The organism is Rhizobium sp. PL01 (assembly GCF_033447125.1).
GTDB lineage: Bacteria > Pseudomonadota > Alphaproteobacteria > Rhizobiales > Rhizobiaceae > Pararhizobium.
Window position 1 is genome coordinate 1 of record NZ_JAWQUM010000019.1, and the last position, 20922, is coordinate 20922.

20 protein-coding genes and 1 pseudogene are annotated in these 20922 nt (G+C 57.4%); 4 read left to right on the forward strand and 17 right to left on the reverse strand.

Features of this window, described 5'->3' with window-relative positions; genetic code table 11:
- Positions 1-64: 64 nt before the first annotated feature.
- From R6X40_RS30175 to R6X40_RS30185, 3 genes are all read right to left on the reverse strand, one after another.
- The gene (locus R6X40_RS30175) at positions 65-802 is read right to left on the reverse strand and encodes a hypothetical protein (protein ID WP_318418739.1); all 738 of its coding nucleotides are present in this window, start codon (positions 800-802) and stop codon (positions 65-67) included.
- Positions 803-839: 37 nt separating this feature from the next.
- Positions 840-1583 (reverse strand): response regulator transcription factor, encoded by a 744-nt coding sequence (locus R6X40_RS30180; protein ID WP_318418741.1) that lies wholly within the window; start codon positions 1581-1583, stop codon positions 840-842.
- Between the two features lie 237 nt (positions 1584-1820).
- A complete protein-coding gene (locus R6X40_RS30185) occupies positions 1821-2654 on the reverse strand; it encodes an autoinducer binding domain-containing protein (protein ID WP_318418877.1) in 834 nt (277 codons plus the stop codon).
- A 240-nt stretch (positions 2655-2894) separates the two neighbouring features.
- Between R6X40_RS30185 and R6X40_RS30190 the strand changes: the two genes are divergently transcribed.
- Positions 2895-3230 (forward strand): transcriptional repressor TraM, encoded by a 336-nt coding sequence (locus R6X40_RS30190; RefSeq protein ID WP_318418743.1) that lies wholly within the window; start codon positions 2895-2897, stop codon positions 3228-3230.
- A 141-nt stretch (positions 3231-3371) separates the two neighbouring features.
- Here the strand turns inward: R6X40_RS30190 and R6X40_RS30195 are convergent, their stop codons facing one another.
- The 14 genes and pseudogenes from R6X40_RS30195 to traI all read right to left on the reverse strand — a co-directional run bounded on the left by R6X40_RS30195 (position 3372) and on the right by traI (position 16006).
- Positions 3372-4568: an IS256 family transposase gene (locus R6X40_RS30195; protein ID WP_318418744.1), complete on the reverse strand. Its 1197-nt coding sequence runs from the start codon at positions 4566-4568 to the stop codon at positions 3372-3374.
- Between the two features lie 219 nt (positions 4569-4787).
- Entirely contained in the window at positions 4788-5429 is a 642-nt protein-coding gene (locus R6X40_RS30200; protein WP_318418746.1) for an autoinducer binding domain-containing protein, read from the reverse strand.
- A 410-nt stretch (positions 5430-5839) separates the two neighbouring features.
- Positions 5840-7144 (reverse strand): IncP-type conjugal transfer protein TrbI, encoded by a 1305-nt coding sequence (gene trbI, locus R6X40_RS30205; RefSeq protein WP_318418748.1) that lies wholly within the window; start codon positions 7142-7144, stop codon positions 5840-5842.
- Positions 7144-7593: a conjugal transfer protein TrbH gene (gene trbH / locus R6X40_RS30210; protein WP_318418749.1), complete on the reverse strand. Its 450-nt coding sequence runs from the start codon at positions 7591-7593 to the stop codon at positions 7144-7146. The genes trbI and trbH overlap by 1 nt, the downstream gene beginning before the upstream one ends.
- A 2-nt stretch (positions 7594-7595) precedes the next feature.
- Positions 7596-8387 carry a P-type conjugative transfer protein TrbG gene (gene trbG, locus R6X40_RS30215; protein ID WP_318418879.1) on the reverse strand — a complete coding sequence of 264 codons (792 nt, stop codon included), beginning with the start codon at positions 8385-8387 and terminating at the stop codon, positions 7596-7598.
- A 68-nt stretch (positions 8388-8455) separates the two neighbouring features.
- Positions 8456-9118: a conjugal transfer protein TrbF gene (locus tag R6X40_RS30220; protein ID WP_318418751.1), complete on the reverse strand. Its 663-nt coding sequence runs from the start codon at positions 9116-9118 to the stop codon at positions 8456-8458.
- 11 nt (positions 9119-9129) lie between these two features.
- Positions 9130-10320 (reverse strand): P-type conjugative transfer protein TrbL, encoded by a 1191-nt coding sequence (gene trbL, locus R6X40_RS30225; protein WP_318418753.1) that lies wholly within the window; start codon positions 10318-10320, stop codon positions 9130-9132.
- The gene (gene trbK / locus R6X40_RS31715) at positions 10314-10508 is read right to left on the reverse strand and encodes an entry exclusion protein TrbK (RefSeq protein ID WP_412178496.1); all 195 of its coding nucleotides are present in this window, start codon (positions 10506-10508) and stop codon (positions 10314-10316) included. Before trbK ends, trbL begins: the two co-directional genes overlap by 7 nt.
- Positions 10505-11305, reverse strand: coding sequence for a P-type conjugative transfer protein TrbJ (trbJ, locus tag R6X40_RS30230; RefSeq protein ID WP_318418755.1), 801 nt, complete (start codon positions 11303-11305; stop codon positions 10505-10507). The genes trbK and trbJ overlap by 4 nt, the downstream gene beginning before the upstream one ends.
- Positions 11277-13729: pseudogene (locus R6X40_RS30235) on the reverse strand (conjugal transfer protein TrbE). The gene trbJ and the pseudogene R6X40_RS30235 overlap by 29 nt, the downstream one beginning before the upstream one ends.
- A 10-nt stretch (positions 13730-13739) precedes the next feature.
- Positions 13740-14039 (reverse strand): conjugal transfer protein TrbD, encoded by a 300-nt coding sequence (locus tag R6X40_RS30240; RefSeq protein ID WP_318418757.1) that lies wholly within the window; start codon positions 14037-14039, stop codon positions 13740-13742.
- Positions 14032-14412: a TrbC/VirB2 family protein gene (locus R6X40_RS30245; RefSeq protein WP_318418759.1), complete on the reverse strand. Its 381-nt coding sequence runs from the start codon at positions 14410-14412 to the stop codon at positions 14032-14034. Before R6X40_RS30245 ends, R6X40_RS30240 begins: the two co-directional genes overlap by 8 nt.
- On the reverse strand, positions 14402-15370 hold the full coding sequence (gene trbB / locus R6X40_RS30250) for a P-type conjugative transfer ATPase TrbB (RefSeq protein ID WP_318418760.1): 969 nt from the start codon (positions 15368-15370) through the stop codon (positions 14402-14404). Before trbB ends, R6X40_RS30245 begins: the two co-directional genes overlap by 11 nt.
- Positions 15371-15379: 9 nt before the next feature.
- On the reverse strand, positions 15380-16006 hold the full coding sequence (gene traI, locus R6X40_RS30255) for an acyl-homoserine-lactone synthase TraI (protein WP_318418761.1): 627 nt from the start codon (positions 16004-16006) through the stop codon (positions 15380-15382).
- Positions 16007-17143: 1137 nt separating this feature from the next.
- On the opposite strand from traI, the gene repA reads away from it, so the two are divergent.
- From repA to repC, 3 genes are all read left to right on the forward strand, one after another.
- A complete protein-coding gene (repA, locus tag R6X40_RS30260; RefSeq protein WP_318418762.1) occupies positions 17144-18352 on the forward strand; it encodes a plasmid partitioning protein RepA in 1209 nt (402 codons plus the stop codon).
- 70 nt (positions 18353-18422) lie between these two features.
- On the forward strand, positions 18423-19403 hold the full coding sequence (gene repB, locus R6X40_RS30265) for a plasmid partitioning protein RepB (RefSeq protein ID WP_318418764.1): 981 nt from the start codon (positions 18423-18425) through the stop codon (positions 19401-19403).
- A 155-nt stretch (positions 19404-19558) separates the two neighbouring features.
- Positions 19559-20773: a plasmid replication protein RepC gene (repC, locus tag R6X40_RS30270; RefSeq protein WP_318418765.1), complete on the forward strand. Its 1215-nt coding sequence runs from the start codon at positions 19559-19561 to the stop codon at positions 20771-20773.
- Positions 20774-20922 lie beyond the last annotated feature (149 nt).

The window sequence follows — 20922 nt, forward strand, 5'->3', positions numbered from 1 at the left end:
CTGGAAACAGCGATACCTGCTCAACATTCCAAGGGAGAAAACTCTTGCTCATGAATGGAGTGAATCAAATCAAAGCCTGAACGTCCACCCCTTCCGAACGAAATCGTGGACGGCCTCCTAGCTCTTCGCCCGATATCCCGTACCTTGGATCGAGATGCCGTCCAAGGACCGCATTTTTCAGGCGCCGCGCCACGGCCGGAACGACCACGATGCCGGTCTGGCGTTTGATCGCGTCTGGAATAAACTTGTATTCCTGCGCTCCGCCACCGAGCGTCTGGCCGCCACCGACTTCCCCGAGGGCCTTTGCACCCTGCGACAGCAATTCGTCTATCGTGGCCTGGAGGTGTCGCGTAGACAGTCCGGCGCCATCGACGGCAAGGGCAGCCTGGATGTTGCTTCCTGTGTGTGCCGTGGACACGTGGATGTCCATCGGATGACCCCTCCCCTGCCGATCGTCGATCTCACTGGGAAAAGCGAGACCACAGACGTTGAGTAACGTGGTGGTCCCCTGGAGGAGATGGCGATTGCGATTGTATTCGATATCACAGCTCTTCAATCCGATAGAGCCGCTCGGCATGGATGGTCCATGGATGCAGCCATGGGCGTGCGCATTGATGATCCCCGGCATGATCGTGCATCCTGCGGCGTCGATGATATCTGCGCTGCCGTCCCGACGTCTGTGGAGGGCACAAGACGCGTCGATATCCAGTATCTGGCCGCCGCTCACAAGCACATCGGCCCGCGACACCAACGTCGTTCCATCGCCGGTGATCACACATCCGTCCTGAAGCACGGTGTCCATTTCGTTCGCTCCTGTTGGCCGATGCCGCAATGATGGCCTACGTCGAGATCTCGTTGGAATCTGCGGGAGTTCTGATGACCGAATCTCCGTCCAGGGCATATCCCGCCGATCGCACCGTTCGGATCAGATCCGGCGCCCCTTCCAAACTCAGCGCCTTGCGCAGCCGCCCGATGTGCACATTCACCGTTCGCGGCTCCACGTGAATGTTCGGTGGCCAAGCGTTGGCGATGAGGTCCCCTCGCCCGCAGACCCGCTCGTGATTGCGCATCAAATGCCGCAGCAGCTTGAATTCAATCGAACCCAGATGAATGTCGACGCCATTCCGTTTCACACGGTGTGTCTCAAGATTCAGCTCGATCCCGGCGTAGAAAAGCGCCCCGTCGGCATTCATTTTCGTGAAAAACCGGCCATTTTGTCGTGTGCGAGTCCTCAGGAATTCAAGCAGCTTCGACGGAGCGACGGGCCTGACGAAACTCTCGTCGATACCGGCCTTGAGCAAATCGACGTACTGATTTTCAGCACCCGGCCCTATCAAGGCAATCGTGGAGATCCCTGCCGTGCGCGGATCGTTCTTCAACTCGACGCAGGCGGTGGATGCGGACAACGAGCCGCTCCAGGAGTCCAGCAGTATTGTATGCGGATTGCATTCCGCGCCAAGATGAACGATCTCCTCGACGCTTTTGCCAAAAACCGTGTCGAACCCGGCGGCCTCCAATATATGTTCGAGAAGGAGAAAATAGTCCGAATCCGTCGAGCCGATAAGGATCAGTGGTCGCACCATGGTAGTCCTCGCCCCTACGACTGAAATGCTGATGGGTTGTCGCGGCCGTCACCCCCGATGGTATTTCCGGCGGTCACGGCAATCTAATCAAGTCCAGACGGTACAGTGCGCGTCAAGATGGAATCAAGCGGCTGCGGGGTGGATGGTGTTCGCAATTGTGCGGTGAATGTCGGGGCTTATTCAACGGGAGCTCGGACGTTCTCCTGTAGCCCGAGCTCACTTGCCCTCACCGAGACGTTAGATCAGGTTAAGCCGCGTCGCTGTTGCGACGGCCTGGATGAGGGTGACGGCCCCAAGTTTTTCCCGCGCTTTATCGAGATAAGAGCGTGCCGAGCTGTATTTGATGTCGAGCAGTGCCGCTGCCTCATGCATCGATTTCCCTTCGGCCGCCCACCGAAGGCAGATCGCTTCTTGCGGAGCCAGTCTGATGACACTCGTGACGCTCGGTCGGGAGCGACGGACAGTGACATAGGCATGGGCCAAGGATGCAACAGTTATGGCGGGCAGCGGATCCAGCCGCGAGTGGGCGTCAGCCGTCGACCTGCCTGATGCGAAGGTGAGCATCGCCTTATGGCCGTAACCTGCCGGAATTGGGATCGTTACCCCTGAGCGTATTCCAAACTCATGTGCTTCGTTGGAAAATAAGCGCCGTTTCCCTTGCTGAAATTGCCGATCGCCCAGAGACCATTCAAACGGGGCCATCTTTCGCCCCGCGCTTTCGATGACGGGGTCGACCCGCTGGTAGAGTTTCCGGAAATATCGATCCTGCCATTCTTTCGGATAGTTCGAAATGGCGAATCCGCTTTTGGATCTTATGTTTATGTAGGCATATAATTCGAACCCTAGACCATGTGCGAGGGTTTGAAGTGAACGCCTAAAATGCCGTTCCGTCGCAACGACGCCGACGGCATCGATAAAGCGGTAATATTTTCTCCAAGAGTCAACGGGCATTTGCATCTTCTCAGCTGTTTTTCCGAGCAATTTATTCGATCGAGCGTCTGCGACAATCAAAAGCTTTTGCCCTGTGCCGACCGCCGCACCGACCGGTAAACGAACTTTTCGACTAGCCACCAGCAAGCAACGGTCGGCTCAAATTCACGACGCCTCTGGCTGGCGCCGCCGCGTAGGCCGTGGTCACCGTAGTCGGATTGCCTGCGTTTGATCTATTTCCAACCCTTTTCCGCCGAGAAAGACCCTAAATCGGTGAAATTGGGGTTATCTTTCGTGGAATCCATGCCTCATCATCGCTATAGGAGCAGTACGCACTCCTTTGCGGGGCGAACCGTAGGCACTCTTCGCTATGTGAGCACGATGACTGATAAGAATACAAACGCCAGGATCAGCGAAAGTAAAATCGTGTTGCGACCGGTGCTAGGCCTTGTCGAAGGACTTGATCCGTCTCAATTGAGAGACGTTACGATCGATGCGATTTTAAAACATCGAATCCTTCGTGACGAGGCTTCGCAGGCACATCGAGTTCTGGAAAATGTTCAAAGTGCGCAGTCGCGACCCGAGGAAATCCGTTTCGCCGAGCGTGGGTATATTGCGGCGATGATCGCAATGCATGCGCACCAAACTGCATTGTCCACGCTTCTGGATGTTCTGGGCTACGTACCTGAAGTTCCGCCTCAGCAGCCCTCGAATTAGGTTCATCTTGCGGCCGATGTCGTGTGTTGCAAGCCCGGTGCATAAAGTTCTTTCTTTCAATCGCCGGGCACCCGGATCGTGTCCCAGGAGGTGGTGTAGCTTCGGCAGTCGCCGTGCCTTCCGGACAGAGCCGGGAATGGGTCAGCTTGCCGCTGGCAGGCTGATGAGAGGATCATCGCTCATTGTGGCGATGGTCTCAAGCGTCATGTAGCGGGAACGTTGCACAGCCCATTCATCGTTCTGTTCGAGGAGCAACGCGCCGACGAGGCGGACGATAGCCTCGTCGTTTGGGAAGATACCGACGACCTCTGTGCGACGCTTGATCTCGCCGTTGAGGCGTTCGATCGGGTTGGTCGAATGAAGCTTGGTCCAGTGCGTTTTGGGAAAGGTCATGTAGGCGAGCACATCCTGTTCGGCATTATCCATCAGCGTGGCGAGTTTCGGCACCTTGGGCCTGATCTGGTCGGCGACATTACGCCATTGGGTGCTTGCAGCCTCTGGGGTGTCCTGGGCAAAGGCGGTGGCGATGAAGGCGGAGACGACGCGCCGTCCGCTCTTTCCGGCATGGGCCAAGGCATTGCGCATGAAGTGGACCCTGCAGCGCTGCCAGGTAGCGGAGAGCACCTTCGACACGGCCGCCTTGATCCCCTCATGCGCATCGGAGACAGCAAGCTTGACGCCGCGCAGGCCCCGTCTGGTCAGCTTTCGAAGAAACTCAGTCCAGATCGCTTCGGCCTCGGATGTGCCGATCTCCATACCGAGCACTTCGCGTCGGCCGTCGGTGTTGACGCCCACCGCAATGATGACGGCGACGGAGACGATCCGGCCACCGCGCCGGACCTTCAGATAGGTGGCATCGATCCACAGATAGGGCCATTCCCCTTCGATAGGCCTGTCGAGGAAGGCCTTCACCTTATCGTCGATCTCCTCGCAGAGCCGGGATACCTGGCTCTTGGAGATGCCCGACATGCCCATGGCCTTGACGAGGTCATCGACGGATCGGGTCGAGACGCCTTGGATATAGGCCTCCTGGATCACCGCCGTCAGAGCCTTCTCGGCCATCCGGCGCGGCTCAAGGAAGCTCGGGAAATAGCTGCCTGTGCGAAGCTTCGGAATGCGCAACTCGACGGTGCCCGCTCGCGTCTCCCAGTCCCGGTCGCGATAACCGTTGCGCTGGGCCAGTCGGAAGCCACTCTTCTCGCCATAACCCGCGCCGGTCTTCGTCCCGACCTCCAGCGCCATCAGCTTCTCGGCAGCAAAGCCGATCATATCCCGCAGCAAATCGGCGTCGGCGCTCTTCTCAACGAGTGAGCGCAGGTTCATCATGTCGTCGGTCATCAGTGGTGTCCTTCAGGTTGGTCTTGAACAACCCGACCCTACCGGAAAACACTGGTGACCACCGCTACGCCGCCCGCTCCCTACAGCACTATGGAAGGTGCGCTTGCGAGCGGCTTCGCTATCGCCCAGCTACACCACTCGGCGGGACACGATCGGCACCCGCCGCAAACGGTGGGTGCATTCCGAACGCCACGTCAGCCAGATGGCGTGATCAACCGGCTAAATTAGCCCCAGTGCCTTCCCAATCGCAGTTGCTTGCGGGAGAGACACAGCCCTCAATGCAGATTTCATGTTCTCCATGAAAAATCGGACATTGCCGAACGATATGCCCTCAATCTGGGCTATCATTCTCGCCGTTTTTCCTTCCGCAACCCACCGCAAGCAAAGGAGCTCCTCCGGCTTTAGGTAGATCGGCATTTGACTGGTAAGACCTGACCGGCGCAGAATAAGCCGGGCATGCAACTGCGCCACGGTCGTGGCTGCTATGATTGGGTCGATGTCCTCGGCGGAAGAGGAGGGTGCTGCGGTTGCCAAAGTCAACATGGCCATATGCCCAAAACCGGTTCGGATGGGGATCGAAATGCCCGAGCGGATCCCGAATTCCGCGGCTTCCGAATAGAACCGTCTCAGTTCCTTCGACGGGCGACGTCCGGCAGCCGAACTATCCCAGGAGAAGGTCACTTTGCACCGTTTTGCGGTCGTCACGACTGGATCAATACGGGAATAGGATCTCGCGAAATATCGCTCCTGCCATTCTCGGGGATAGTCGGAAACGGCAAAGCTCTCGGCCGCCTGCAGGTTGAAATAGGCATATCGATCAAAACCAAGTTCCTTGGCGAGATTGCTCAACGCCGCTTTCAAGGACGTTTCGTCCGATCCAATCGCAGACGCGTCAATCAGCTTTTCAAACCACCGATCCAATTCCGAGTTCCTTTCGATGCGAGCTCCAGTTCGCGATAGCTCTCGCGAAAATCTCCGTTCAACATCCTCTCGTGACCGATTTGGTATCGATAGAGCCGACAAAGAAATCCGCCGCGGGGCTGTACGATGACAATCGATAGCTGTCACAAATTCGTCGCGCAACTGCTATGATTTGGAACCGTTCGAAGGTGAGATTAAGAGCGATAGCTTATGAATACGCGTTCAAAACTATCAATTTGATTTTGCAATAGAAGTCAGTAGGCACACCAGAACGCAACTGCCGATATATGGCGACCCGTCCGATCTAAACTTTTCGTGATCGGTCTTTTTGCCACATATGAAGGGGCAACTCATCCCGCTTTATAGGGCGGGAAGATGATGTCGTGATCCACGAGAACGTTGAATTTGTAGCCGGGGCGGATTTCGAGTGTGGGCTGAACATCCAGATTCTTGTTGATTGTACGCTCGACGACGCGCCCGAAGGTCTCGGCAAAGTTCCGGCGCGCTGCGTCAGAGGCCGTGTCCTGGGTTGCCAGCGTCGAGCTTTCCGGGACGGCCATATCGATACCGGTTCCGATGATGGCGAGGAGCGCGGCCGATCCGAACGTTCTTAGATAGTGCCGATCGACCTTGTCCTTGAACCCACCATAGCCTTGCGCGTCGGTTCCGGCCATGCCGCCGATCTGCAGCGTCGACCCGTTCGGAAAAATGATATCCGTCCAGACGACAAGGACGCGTGATTGACCGAACGAAACGTCGGAGTCGTAGCGGCCGAAAAGTTTCGCACCTTGGGGAATGAGAAGCCTGTGACCGGTGGCACTGTCGAACACGTGTTGGCTCACCTGAGCGGTGATGCGCCCGGGAAGGTCGGAATTGATGCCGGTGATCAGCGTGGCGGGTACGACCGATCCGCGCTTTAGCTCGTATGGTGAGAGCTGCGGGACCACGCTGTTTGGGAGATAGCCCAGGTCCTTGATGTCCTGATTGAAGAAATCCGCCTTCTTCATCTGACCATTGGGATCGATATTCTGCCCTCCTAAGCCAGACCGCAGCGCTGCGGAATAAAGATCTGAAGCGCTTCGAGGAGAAGCCTCTTGGCCGGGTATATTCAACGGCGCATCGCCTGCCGCGTCATTGGCGTTGGCATTGCGGACATCCACCGTCAGAGGTGAATCGAGCGCAGCACTTCTCGCCTGCAATTTTGCCATCCTCTGGCGTTGCTGTTCACGCAGGTACTGGTCCCGCTGTTCGCGCTCCAACCGTGCCAGCCACTCCTTCTCTGGCTCAAGCCTGGTTTCCGTCTCTTCGTGTTCCGATGGGTTGATTGTTGGCCGTTCCTCGGATCGATCAACTGGATCCTGAATGGCTGGAGTGGGCTGAAACACTTGGGTTTGCGCCGGTTCGCCAATGATCCCGTCGGTGACACCACGTTTTAGTTGATCGGCATAGGTCGAGGCCGGGTTGTTCGATGCCGCATCGACGCCCGTGTCGCTCTGGAAATACAGACCGCGCGACGAAAGCCCGTAGATGATCACCGCGAAGAAGAGGACCGCGAGGACGATGACGATGATGATCGGCAGGCGGTTTAGCCGGCGGATGTCGCCTTGTTGCTCATCCTGGGAGGGCGTACCGCCGAGTTGCAAGGATTGCACCATTACTGTCCCCTCCCCTGGTCGCGCTGCATGACGGACAGTGGACTGGCAGGCGAGGCGCCGGCCGCCGTCGTGCTATAAGCCCGGGTAAGTTCTACCTTTTCGGTCGAAAGCCGTGCGAGCGTCTGTTCCTCGAAATCATCGATCATATAGGCCAGATGGATGACCGTCTTTTTGTCATCGGTCTTTTGATCCGTCACCACTGCATAGCCCCAGCCCTTCAGGGCCGCGGCGAGTGCCTGCCCGAAAACCGAGGCGTCTGCTTTGAGAGCAATTGTGCCGGTACCCTGTCCCACATGTTCTGCAAACCGGCTGACCATGTCGCCGGCAATGGCGCTGGACGCGGCCGCTGAAAGTCCGGGTGGGGTGGCGCTTGTGGTCAGCGCGTCGGTATCCGTCTGGCAACCGGACAGTAGCGATACGGCAACAGCAATGACTAGCAGGCTTCGCATAATCACCCTCCCCTGCGAATGGTGATCTTCTCTTTTCGCCAGCCGACGCCGGAGACAAGTACAGCGCGGTCGACATTGTAGTCGACCACCATCATGTCGTTCTTCATGCGATAGTTGACGACGCGGTTTTGGCCGCCCGACACGACAAAGAGAACCGGAGCATCCTGACCGGATATGGAACGTGGAAACTGGATGTAGGTTTTCTGTCCGTCGGAATAGACCCGCATCGGACGCCACGACGCCCGACCACTGATCGAATAGGAGAAGTTCAATCCTTCGACTGGAACGCCTGCCCCTGGGATGGTGCTTGCCTCAAGGCGGGCGTTGATGTCGGCCAATTTGGTCGAGACATCCTCCGGATATTCAAATCCGACCCGGGCCATGTATTGGTTCGGATGTGATTTGAGCTGGATATGATAGGTCCGGCGCGAGGTCGTGACGACCATGGACGTGACGAGACCCGGCTCGGATGGTTTGACGATCAAGTGGATTGCCTGACCACCCGCGGCACCTGAAGTGGCCGGCTCTACTTTCCATCGAACGGTGTCGCCGACGAGTACGTCGCGCACGACCTCGCCACCCTGCAGTTCGATGTCGCAAACCTGCAACGGTGAGCAAACGACGGATGGCTGGATCTCGCCAAACAGAAAGATCACCTTCCCGTCGGCGCCTTTTGTCACCAGACCAGTGCTCCCACGCCATTTGCCGGAAATAACGGTGCCCTTGGCTTCGTTTGACGTCATACTTTGCGCGGCCGCTGTTCCACTGAATAAACCTGTGGCGATTGAGAGCATGGCGCATAGGCTAAGGCAGCCGGCGTGAGAGATTTTGCTTTTGTTTTTCATGTGGCGTTTCAGACCCCTCAAAGTTGTGCAGTCCAATCGAAGTCGCGGAGATAGAGACCGATCGGATTGAGGCGGATGACGCTCTCATCCTGCGGTGCGGTCAGAGTGACCGTCGCGATCCCACGAAACCGCCGCAGACCGGTTTCCTTGCCCTTGCGATCGCGTTCGAACTCCGTCCAGTCGATCTGATAGGATTGGTTCGACAGCGCGACGATGTTGTTGACCTCGATCGCCACCGTTGCGTTTTTGGCCTTTTCAAAAGGTGAATTCCCGCGAAACCAGGCGTTCACTTTTTCCGTCGAGGGATCCGCCGTGCGCAGCAGGGCATACGTTCGATCGATGTACTGCTTCTGCACAACAGCATCCGGACTTACAGACCGGAAGCTCGACACGAAGCTTCCAAGCGTGGCGCGTACGACCCGCGGATCGGCATATTCGATCTGCTGCGGAAAACCCGAGCTCACCGACGTGCCGAGCTTGTCGACTTCGACGATGTACGGGACCAATTTGACCTGCGAACTCTGATAGAGTGCGTAGGAAAAGCCGATTACCGCCATGGTGAGGCTGGCAATGCCCACGATCCGCCATGCCGCCGCTGCCTTCACATAGGAGCCGTATCGTTCGTTCCATTCCTGCCGAGCGGCAAGGTACGGGTTATCAGGTGGGTGTCGCACTGCCATTCCTCAGATCCTCAATGTCGTTTGTTGTCGTCGCGAAGCGGTGGGGGCGCTTTTCCGTTGCCACTACCACTGGCTTGATCGAGTTTTGCGTTGGCAAGACCCATGATCGACCCGGCATAAGCGCCAGGAGAGCCGATAGCCTTTTCCTTTGCGGCCGATCCTGCTGCTCGGCCAGCCGCACCGATACCGGATGCCATGCCCTTCAGCGCCGAGCCAGCTGCCGAGGATCCTGCTGCCCTTGCGGCACTTGCTGCCGCAGCGCCAGCGGCCACACCGCCGGCGGCAAGGACGCCGACGCCGGCTGCAAACGATGCCGCCTGCCCGCCATGTCGGATTGCCTCCATGCCACCGGTGACGGAGGCCCCCTGGACGACACCTTGCATGATGTTCGGCACGTAGATGGAGATAATGAAGACAACCACGGAGATACCCGCGATCGCCAGGCTTGTTATGAATTGTTGATCCTCTGCGGTTGGAGCCTCCGCTAAGCCAATCAACACATCTGATCCGATACGCGAGATCATAACCAACGCCATCATCTTCATACCGACGGAGAATGCGTAGACGAGGTATCGAACGGCAAAGTCTTTCGTGAAGGATGAGCCGCCAAGCCCCAGCATGATCATGCCAGCAAGCAGACCGACATACATCTCGACGATGACCGCGACGAAGATTGCGGCCACAAGTGAAAACGCGATCACCACAACGACCATCGCGAACACGGCTGCGACCGCCAGCGAATTGTCTTCGAACAGGCCGAATTGTACTTGTTGGGACATCTTCGAAGCAACTTCGATCCCAGCATCGAAGATAGCTGCAGGAGACGCGGAACCGCCTTCGGCCCCCAGCTGAAATAGGCTGTCGACAATGGCTTTCGCGAATGTCGGCCCCTGATCGAGAATGAAGGCAAATAGACCGATGAACATGATCCGGCGCACGAGCTCAGCGAACCAACTATCGAGCGACGCCGCCTGGAGCGCCAACCAAACGGCCGCGATGCCGATCTCAATCCCGGCAAGGATCCAGAACAGCGACCGTGCGGCATCCGCTACGGTGGACTCCCATCCGCGTGCGGCGGTGACCACCTGGTTCTCCAGTGTTGTGAGCACGCTGCCTTGCTGGGCGAGCGCCGGGAAGCAGGTAATCAGCACCAAGCAACTGGCGATAAAAGTGTCTCTGAATATACTCCTCTTGCCTACCATCGCGGACGCATCTCCTGACCGCTGCGCAGGTCCCGCTTCGGGGCGGGTTTAAAAAAGTCCCTCGTCTTTTGGCGCTGCTCGTCGGAGGAAAGATGCGGACGGCTCCCATCCTCACCGGCCAAGAATGCGGCGGCTGACGTGATGCCAATGGCTCCCACGACCAGTGCGATGATCGCGAATTTACTCACCAGCGTGGCTCCATTTTCTGGCCTTCCGGGATGCCCCTCCCCGCGGGTGCGAAGAACCTCTCCCGCCGTGCCTGCGCCAGATCCTTGTCCGTCTGTTCTGATTGGTACCAGGTCCCCATCATCGTCATCTGCTGCGAGACGAGGCCGCGCAGCTTCTGCATCTGCGCGACCTGCTGCGCGGCGATCTGATGGCCGACCTGCAACGCTTTCATCTGCCCGTCGGCGGTCTCCGACATCGACCGCAGGGAGCCCATCGTCGATTCCTCGTTCGAGAACTGTTTTGCGGTGAGGTTGGCCGCCTTCAGCGTTCCGGCAATCGTGTCGCGATTGGTGTCGGACCAGCTCTGGTAGCTTGACGAGAAGGTTTCGCCATTCGGCAGGTTCGATTTCAGGTCGGCGAAGCTCTTGAAACGCTGCTTCAACACGTCGTCGGCATTGCCCATGGAAAAGGCGATCCCCTCTCCTTGCGACACGACGCTTTGCAGCTTCTTCAGGTCGCCCTCAACCTGACCCCAGATGTGACTGGGGAGTTGCGCGGTGTTCTGTAGCATGTTGTCGTAGATTTTCAGCTGGTTCTGGATCTGCTCGGCCAGCTGACTGATCTGGGTGAGCTGGTTCTCGACCTGAACGCCGGACTTTTCCAGCAGATTGATCAGCTCGGCATTATTGGCGAGCTGTGTGAATTCCGTGGCTTCGCCGGTAACACCGCCAGCGACTGAAATCTCGGGCAGCGTGGCTGCCGTGGCAAAGAGTACCGCTATGAGCAGCTTAGTTTTTCTTGAGAAGCGATGCGGCATCGTGAATTCCTCTCGTATGGAGCCAATGGGCCGGCCATTGAGGGCCGTGTTCGGATTGAAGAGAGCGGATACGCTTCAGATCGTCCTTGCCGGTGGCGCCGACGAAGGACAGCGTCAGCGGACCGAGCGCCATGTCGAACAGGCGCCGACCTTCCGGCGAGGCGACGTAATATTCCCGCTTGGGAATGGCGGTGGCGACAATCTCGATCTGCCGCTCGTTGAAGCCGATCCGCTCGTAGAACTCCCGCGTGCCCGGTTCCCTGGCAGCACCGTTGGGCAAGCAGATTTTTGTCGGGCAGCTCTCCTTGAGAACGTCGATGATGCCGGAGCGCTCGGCGTCCGAGATGGATTGCGTTGCCAACAGGACGGCGCAGTTGGCCTTGCGGAGCACCTTCAACCATTCCTGATCTTGTCCCGAAACACAGGATGGTCAAGCATGAGCCAGGCCTCGTCGAGAATGATCAGGCTCGGTAGACCGGTGAGGCGTTTTTCGATCCTGCGGAACAGATAGGTGAGCACCGGCACGAGATTGCGCTCGCCCATGTTCATCAGGTGCTCGATCTCGAATGTCTGAAACGATCCGAGCGATAGTCCGTCTGTTTCAGCGTCGAGCAACTGGCCCATCGGTCCGTCGACGGTGTAGTGACGGAGCGCCTCCTTGATTTCCCGAAGCTGAACGCCGCTGACGAAATCGGACATCGAGCGACCGGGCGCACTTGCCATCAGCCCGATCTGTCGGGAAATCGCATTGCGATGGTCCGGGGTGATGGTGACGCCCTGAAGAGCGACAAGCGTCTCGATCCATTCGGACGCCCAGGCGCGATCTCCGTCGGTCGTGAGATCTGAGAGCGGGCAAAACGACAGCCGTGCCCCCTCCCCTTCCTCGCCGCCGACATCATAGTGATCGCCACCGGCTGCAAGCGTCAGCGGCAGCATCGACTGTCCCTTGTCGAAGGCAAAGATTTGGGCGTTTTCGTAGCGGCGGAATTGTGCGGCGATGAGCGCCAGCAAAGTCGATTTGCCGGACCCGGTGGGGCCAAACACCAGAGTATGGCCGACGTCGTCGACATGCAGGTTCAGGCGGAAGGGTGTGGAGCCGGACGCGACCCGCATCAGGGGCGGCGATGCTGGGGGATAGAACGGGCATGGCGCGTTCGGGCTTCCCGACCAGACAGAGTTCAGCGGTACGAGGTCGGAAAGGTTGCGAGTGTTGATCAGGGGCTCACGAATGTTGCAATACCAGTTGCCAGGAAGGCTCCCGAGATAGGCGTCCGTCGCGTTGAGCGTCTCGATCCGTGCACCAAACCCCTCGGCCTGGATCAGGCGGCGGATAGCCTCGGCTTTCTCCTTCAGTCGTGCTCTATCCTCGTCGAACAGCACCACGACTGGCGTGTAGTAGCCGTAGGCGACCAGCTGGGATGACGCTTCAGCAATCGCATCCTCCGTTTCGGCGACCATCGTCATGGCGTCCTGGTCGACAGACCGGCTCTGGGTCTGGAACAGCTGATCAAAGAATGGCCGCACCTTCTGCTGCCACTTCTTGCGGGTGCGCTCGAGGCGTGCCTTCGCTTCCTCGGCATCGAGGAACATGAAGCGGGATGACCAGCGATAGGTCATGGGCATCAGATCGAGACTATTGAGTATGCCGGGCCAACTTTCGGCCGGCAGCCCGTCAATGGCCACAACGCCAAGGAACCGGTTCTCGACCGTCGGCGTGACGCCATGTTGCAGCTCGGCTGTTGCGACCCAGTCCAGGTACATCGGAATATCCGGTAACCGGACCGGGTGATTGTCACCAGTGATGCAGAAGCGGATGAACTGCATCAGTTCGTCGTAGCGCGCCACCTTCCTGCCGCCGCGCTCTTGCGTCTCTCGCGTGGCCATCCGCCGGATGGAAATCGTGTTGGCGAGATACTGCTCGATCTCCCGGATCGCATTGCGAAAAACGAGCAGAACAGTATCCGCATAGGATTGCGTCCGGCTCGTCTCGTCGGAGTAGATGTATTTGCTAAGGCTGGACCGGCGTTGCTCAGCCGGGCGATAGGTCAGTATGATGGCGTGGCGGCTTTCGAAATGGCCCTGCTCTCGTTCAAAATGAGCCCGGCGTTCCAGGTCGATGGCGCGAGTGACTGGATCGGGAAAGTGGGATGCACTGGCCAACGTATAATCGACGGTCGAAACCCTCACCGCCTCCACTTGGATCATCCAACCAGATCCGAGGCGGGAGAGGATGGCATTGATCTGACGGGAGACCTCGTTTCGCTCGACATCGGTCGAACTTTCCGAGTCGGGGCCGGCGAAATACCAGCCTGCCATCAACGAACCATCCTTGAGCAGGATGATGCCGTTGTCGACGAGACCGGCATAAGGAACGAGATCGGAGAAGGATGGCCCCGTTTGCCTGAAGGTGCGAAGTGCGACCATTTGCGCCTCCTCAATATCTGCGCCACGGGGTGGACGTCGCCCGGTAGGTCGGCTTGTAGGAGATGTGGCGGATATAGACGCGCCGGATCATCGGATCTGCCTTGGCCATCATCCGCAAAGCAGCCACGACAACGATCCACACGGCGATCCCAAACAGCGCCGAATAGACGGTCAGGACGACGAAGATCAGGATGATGGCCGCAAGCCCGGTGATCAGCACCAGTTCTCGGTCTGCGCCCATCAACAGGTTCGGCCGCGACAGCGCCCGGTGGATACGATTGCGCTGCAGATTGGAAACAGGATCAGCCACGGTCCGCCTCCCCTCCCCTCTCGGGCGGAAAAATTGGCGCTGTTTGTGAGGCGGACCCAATGGATGCTCCTGTTGCACCAAACAGCCCGACGATCTGGGTTGCCCCAAGCAGGATGCCGGCCACAAGCACGACGTACATGAGACGCCGCGCGAAATCGTTGAGCTCGCCACCGAAGATCAACATGCCGCCGGCAATCGCGACTGCCGCCAATGCGATGAACCCGGCAACCGGTCCGGTGATCGATTCCTGGATCTGCTGGAGAGGCGCTTCCCAGGGAAGACCGCCACCCGAGCTTGCGAATGCTGGTGCCGCCAATGCGGTGATCGACAGGACGGAAACTAAGACGACTTTTCGCCGGTGATTATGCAGCATCTCTTTCTCCTTCGGCTGCATAGGATTGGATCTGGTACTGGCCTGCACTGGATCTCTCGACGTGCAGGATGTCGTTTACGCGCCGCCCCTTCCCCGTTCGCTCGATCGAGATGATGAGATCGACGGCGTCGCCGATGACCGCTTGCATCGGTTGTTGGCTGACTTCGGCCGTCAGTTGCTCGAGGCGCTGCAAGGCTGAGCTTGCCGTGTTGGAATGGATAGTCGTTACCCCTCCGGGGTGACCCGTGTTCCAGGCTTTCAGAAGGGTCAAAGCCGCGCCGTCACGTACCTCGCCGACGATGATGCGATCGGGTCTAAGCCGCATCGTGCTCTTGAGCAGCCTTGCCATATCGACGCTATCGCTGGTACGCAGCGCTACGGCATTCGCCGCAGCGCATTGGATCTCGGCCGTGTCCTCCAGGATGACAACCCGATCGTCGGGCGCCGTTTCGACGATCTGGGCAATCACGGCGTTCGCAAGCGTGGTCTTGCCTGACCCGGTACCGCCCGAAACGACAATGTTGAGACGAGACTGGACCGCGTTGCAGATGATCGACGCCGGATGAGACGTCATGACTTTGTTGGTCACGTATTCGCCCAATGGGATGAGCCGAGATGCGCGGCGTCGGATCGTGAAACACGGGGCGGATACGATGGGCGGAAGAAGCCCCTCGAACCGGTGGCCTCCAATGGGGATTTCGCCAGAGACGATCGGTCTATCGTCGTCGGCCTCGGAATTGAGAACGTGCGCAACGCTTCCTATGACGATCTCGGCAGCGCCCCTGCTCATTTCGCCGGCCGGCGCGATGCCGTGCCCAAGTCGCTCGATATAGAGACGGCCATCGGGATTAAGCATGATCTCGACGACTGTAGGGTCGTCCAGGGCAACACAAAGATGATCTCCGAGCGCGTCCTGCAGTTTGCGGATCAGGCGTGGAAGCGAACGTAACTGGTTCATGGGGTGCTCCTATGCGGCGTTGTGTGCGGAGAAGTTGAAATAGGATCGATAGTTTCCCGGGCGAACGCGCTCGAAGCTTGGCTGATCTGCCGGCAGAATGCCGGCGACGCTGTTCGTCTCGTTGATCAGTGTCGGTTGACCAAGTCGGCGCATGGGCCAGCCCGCGCGGCTCAGGATTCGCTCAAAGCGGACATCGGTTGCGGTGACTATTTCCGTGAAGCCGTGGATCATGCACCACTCGATGATGCCGGCGAACATCGCCAGTGTGGCATCGTGGAGCAGTTTCCTGCCTCTTCCCTCAACGATCGCGGTGTCAACGCAGAAGCGGGAACTCTCGATCATTTTTGGATGGGCTTTCAATCTTCCGTCCGCCAGCAGTTGAGGGAATACTAATTCCAACATCGTCGGTCCGGTCGCAGGCAGAAGCCGCACGCACCCGGCAATCTCCGATGCGGCCGACAAGGCTATGATGTATGTTGGATTCAGCAGGTCGAATTCGTCAGACTCTCGGCCGTTTTCGTTGACGACGTCCCAAGCCAGTCGCCCCCCGAAGACCCTCAGCCTCAGGCGGTGCATGGCGTCTAACAGGTGTAGCTGCTTGTTTGAGGATGGGTTTCTCAGTGCTGTCAGATTCATGCGCTGCCTCCGTTTTGATGTTCACGAAAGCAGGTGTGCGCGAGGTGATCGATCTTTTCTACTCGTCAAAATGCGAGCTGATTCTAGCGGGTGATGGTCACCCGCACTTTGGAGCAACAACGTTGTCCGATTGCGGGGTGCGGGAGCGACTAGTCAAAATACGAATGGGATACTCCCCTCCCCTTCCCTTTGCATCGGACGCGAGAGGAATAAATGTTCTCTACAAGGAGAATGTTTATGTCAGCTTCAGTCCGAATGTATACCGCCGCGGAAGCCGCAGCTGCAGATACATCGCCGTGAAGGCGGTGCATAATGTGATCGATAAGCGCATCATCCAGCCTCGCTGTGCGATAGGGAACCGATCCACTCGGTCTTCATACCGCGTTTTGAACGCGCAGGACCTGCTGGATTGAAACTTTGGTATGGGTCGGTTCTATCGTAAGCGCTGACCGGCGCAAACGCCTGTTCGATGCCATTAAAGCCAGACCATCGGCGGATACGATTAATGCGATGACCTTCTGATCGTCGATGTCGCTGAGGCCCCGCGTCAGGTCGAGTCCCGAATCAAGGAGCTCGAGGAAGCAGAAAAGATCTTACACAGCGTGAAAAGGCGTCAGTTGGGCGCTGGTTCGCAGAAGAGGAATGTCTCCTCAACCATCGTCTGCTTGATTTGTGGCAATAGCCCCCCACACGCAGCGATTTGCGGAGTGCGGACTCCGCCGGGATGCATTAGGTGTGGATACGTCACTGAAGATCGGTCCTTCAGTGCCGTTGCGTTCATGGACTGCCTTGGTTGCGAGTTCGGTTCTACTCGCCGAAATATGAGTGACCGATTCTACCCAGAAAGAGCATCCTACCGAATTTGCAGCGCACCATCCTGCGCCGCGGCCCGGGTTTCCGGGGCAATCCACTAGTCAAAATGCGAGCAGGGTCGTGGCCGGGTGACGACGAGAACGTCGACTAACATACTGGAACAATTGGGTATTACGGCGTATTGCGGCTTGTAAATTGACGCGGACTCAATCTGCGCCGGGCACTTGTCAACTTTAATTTTCTTGTCACGCTTGTAGAATCGGAGATAATAACGGTTAACGGGCTAGATTTGCCTTTAAATCGTTATCTGGACATTTTGCTATAATGAACGCTAATTCGATGCCCTCGACAAAGCTGCCACTGCACTTCGAAGATCAGATCCTTGAACAAGGAGACCTGATTTCGAAAAAGCTGCATTTGCTGAGCGTGCAACGATTCCCGCCAAACGCCCGAAAGACACTTCGTACCTTTTCGTTGGCAGAGGTTGCAACCTATCTTAACGTGTCCCAAAGCACACTGAAGAAGCTACATCTCGACGGAAAGGGTCCCCTCCCCCAGACATCGACGTCTGGCCGCAGATCGTATACCGCCAGTCAGATGCTTGAACTGCGGCACCACCTTGATCAGCACGGCCGGTCGGAAAGCCGCATGTATGTGCCGCATCGCCGGCCCGGTGAAAAACTCCAGGTGATTGCCGCCGTGAACTTCAAAGGGGGGTCCGGCAAGACTACGAGCGCTGCCCATCTGGCCCAGTACCTGGCCCTGACCGGCCACAGGGTACTTGCTATCGATCTCGACCCCCAGGCGTCTTTGTCTTCCCTACATGGATTTCAGCCTGAACTCGATCAGGTAGCGTCGATCTATGATGCGATCCGCTACGATGGTGAAAAGAAGCCCCTGTCGGAGATCATTCAGCCGACGAACTTTCCAGGCCTGGATATTGTTCCGGCGAACCTCGAATTGCAGGAATACGAATACGACACGCCTTTGGCTATGACGAACCGTTCGTCGAACGAAGGCAAGACGTTCTTCACGCGGATATCGCGAGCGCTGCAAGAAGTCGATGATCGCTATGACGTCGTTGTTGTCGATTGCCCTCCTCAGCTTGGCTATCTGACCATAACGGCGCTGACGGCTGCAACCAGCGTCTTGATCACCATTCACCCTCAGATGCTCGATGTCATGTCGATGGGGCAGTTCCTGCTGATGCTCGGGGGGATTCTAAGGCCAATCCGGGCGGCCGGTGCCGAGGTGAATCTCGAATGGTACCGCTATCTTATTACGCGATACGAGCCGACGGATGTGCCTCAGGCACAGATGGTGGGATTCATGAACTCCATGTTCCACGAGTTCATGTTGAAGAACCAGATGTTGAAGTCCACGGCGATCTCCGATGCGGGGATCACTAAACAATCGCTGTACGAAGTGGAGAAGTCCGCGATAACACGTTCGACATATGAGCGCGCGATCGAATCCATGGATTCTGTGAATAGCGAAATCGCATCGCTGATCCATGCATCTTGGGGGCGATAAGATGTCAGCTGACAAAAACACGCTTTTCTTGCATGAAAACAATGAACTATGCAGAAACGGGAGCAGGTAGATGGCTCGCAAGAATTTTTTAGCAGGCTTGGTCGATGTCGACGTTCCGCTGGAGCAGGAGCCGACATCCTATCCCATGCGCGGAGCATCGAAAACGATGATCCGTTCAATCGACGAAATGGCAAAACAGGCTGACAGGTTCCTCGAAGGAGAAGCTATCGTCGAGCTCGAGCCAGATCAGGTCGATGGTTCATTCATCTCCGATCGGCTCGATGATGATCAGGCCGAGTTCGAGGCACTGGTTGAAGCGATCAAAGCCCAGGGACAAAATACCCCTATTCTTGTCAGGCCACATGCCAGTATCGACGATCGCTATCAGGTCGTTTTCGGTCACCGACGCCTAAAGGCCGCCAAAGCACTCGGGCTCAAGGTGCGGGCAGTAGTCAAGCAAATGGATGATCGAACGCACGTTATTGCGCAGGGTCAGGAAAACTCGGCGCGTGCAAATTTGACGTTTATCGAACGTGCGCTTTTTGCACGACGGCTGGATGAGAGAGGATACGATAGAGAGGTGATCTCGGCCGCGCTCGCGACCAATGCGGCGTCTCTATCAAAGATGATGACTGTTACGGAGCGCATTCCGTCAGCGTTGATCAGTGCAATCGGAGCGGCCCCAGCGGTGGGCCGCGAACGATGGATTGAGCTTTCCCTCCTTGTCGGCAAAGCGTCGAGCGCAGACAAGATCGATAAGCTGAAGAGCGACGCAACGTTCCTGGAACTGCGTTCGGACGATCGCTTTACTGTAATGTTGAATGCGTTGAACAAGACCGCGCGGCCGGTCAAGAAGACAGAACTGCCGGCTAATATTGCGAAGTGGCAGCCCGTCGATAAGGCAGTGGCGGCTGAGATCAAGAATACTGGCAAGTCGTTTTCGCTGTCCATGAAGGCAAAGAACGCCAGCCGTTTTGGAAATTATCTCTCGTCGAAATTGGACGTCCTTTACGCCCAATTCCTCGATGAGGAACAGAAGCACGGAGACTAAACCGCAAAAAGAAAAAGGCCCCCAAACGACCTTAATCGTGGAAGCCTCTCTCGTATCCTAGCAGACCGAGAATCGCATTTCCCCGAATCATAGTCAAGAGTCTTGGGCACCGTTTTGGTGGGCATATCCTTTTTGCCTAAAGAAGGTGACGGAAAATGCAGACGGGATTTGTGACGACGCCCTTTGGGCGGCGGCCAATTACGCTTGCCTTGGTAAAAGGCCAATTCGAATCGGCCTATATCAAGTCAGGCAAATCAGTTGATAAGTGGAAGGTCTATCGCGACGTCTGTGACGCGCGTGCGGTCCTGGGGTTGAGGGACCGCGCCTTGTCCGTCCTCAACGCACTTCTGTCCTTTTATCCGGAGACAAACCTTGTCGATGGAAAGAAGCTTGTTGTTTTTCCATCGAATGCGCAGCTCTCCACGCGGGCCAATGGGATCGCGGGAACGACGCTTCGCGAAAACCTGGCAATCCTCGTGAATGCAGGCATGATCCACCGCAAAGACAGCCCTAACGGCAAGCGATATGCCCGGAAAGATCGCGAAGGCGACCTTGAAGATGCCTTCGGGTTCAGCCTGGCGCCGCTCCTGGCCAGATCAGAGGAACTGGCTCGTTTGGCTCAGCAGGCCGCTGCTGAACGGCAACAGTTGAAGGTCATCAAGGAGAAGATCTCGCTTTGCCGGCGCGATATCCGCAAGATACTCACCGCAGCCATGGAAGAGGGCGCATCAGGCGATTGGGGCAAGATCGAAGCCCATTACGTTGGTGTCGTTTCTCAAGTCTCGAAGGCTCGAACCGCTGAAGCTCTGAGCGGCATTCTGGATGAATTATCGATGCTGCTCGAAGAGACACTCAATGCGCTGGAAAATCAGCTAAATTCGGGAAAAACCGCCACCAATGCTGACGTAGGCCGTCAGCACATACAGAATTCAAATACCGAATCCATCCGTGAATTTGAACCTCGCTCAGAAAAAGAGCAGGGCGGAAAATCCAGGCAAGCCATCAGGCAGTTGAGCGAGCCGATCAAGGCGTTCCCACTCGGTCTCGTGCTGAGGGCCTGCCCGGAGGTGGCGATGTATGGGCCCAATGGGTCCATCAGCAGTTGGCGCGAGCTGATGTCGGCGGCGATTACGGTTCGATCGATGCTAGGTGTCAGCCCCTCGGCGTATCAGGATGCCTGCGACACCTTAGGCCCCGAAATGGCGGCCGCGGCGATGGCCTGCATTTTGGAGCGGGGAGGGCACATCAATTCGGCGGGAGGGTATTTGCGGGATCTGACACGGCGGGCTGAGAGGGGAGAATTCTCGCTCGGTCCGATGCTGATGTCGCTGGTTCGAGCCAATGGCAGCGCGGAACGGCAGGCGGGATGAGAGAGCGGGGGGATGGCCGGGGACATTGAGAATGGCCTACGTTGACGCCTGGATTAGCATGTTTCAAATAGTCCCGGACCACAGGTATCTTGGGATTCCTGGAGGCTACGCGCAGCGGGTCATAGGGAAGGCTGACTCGTGGCGATATT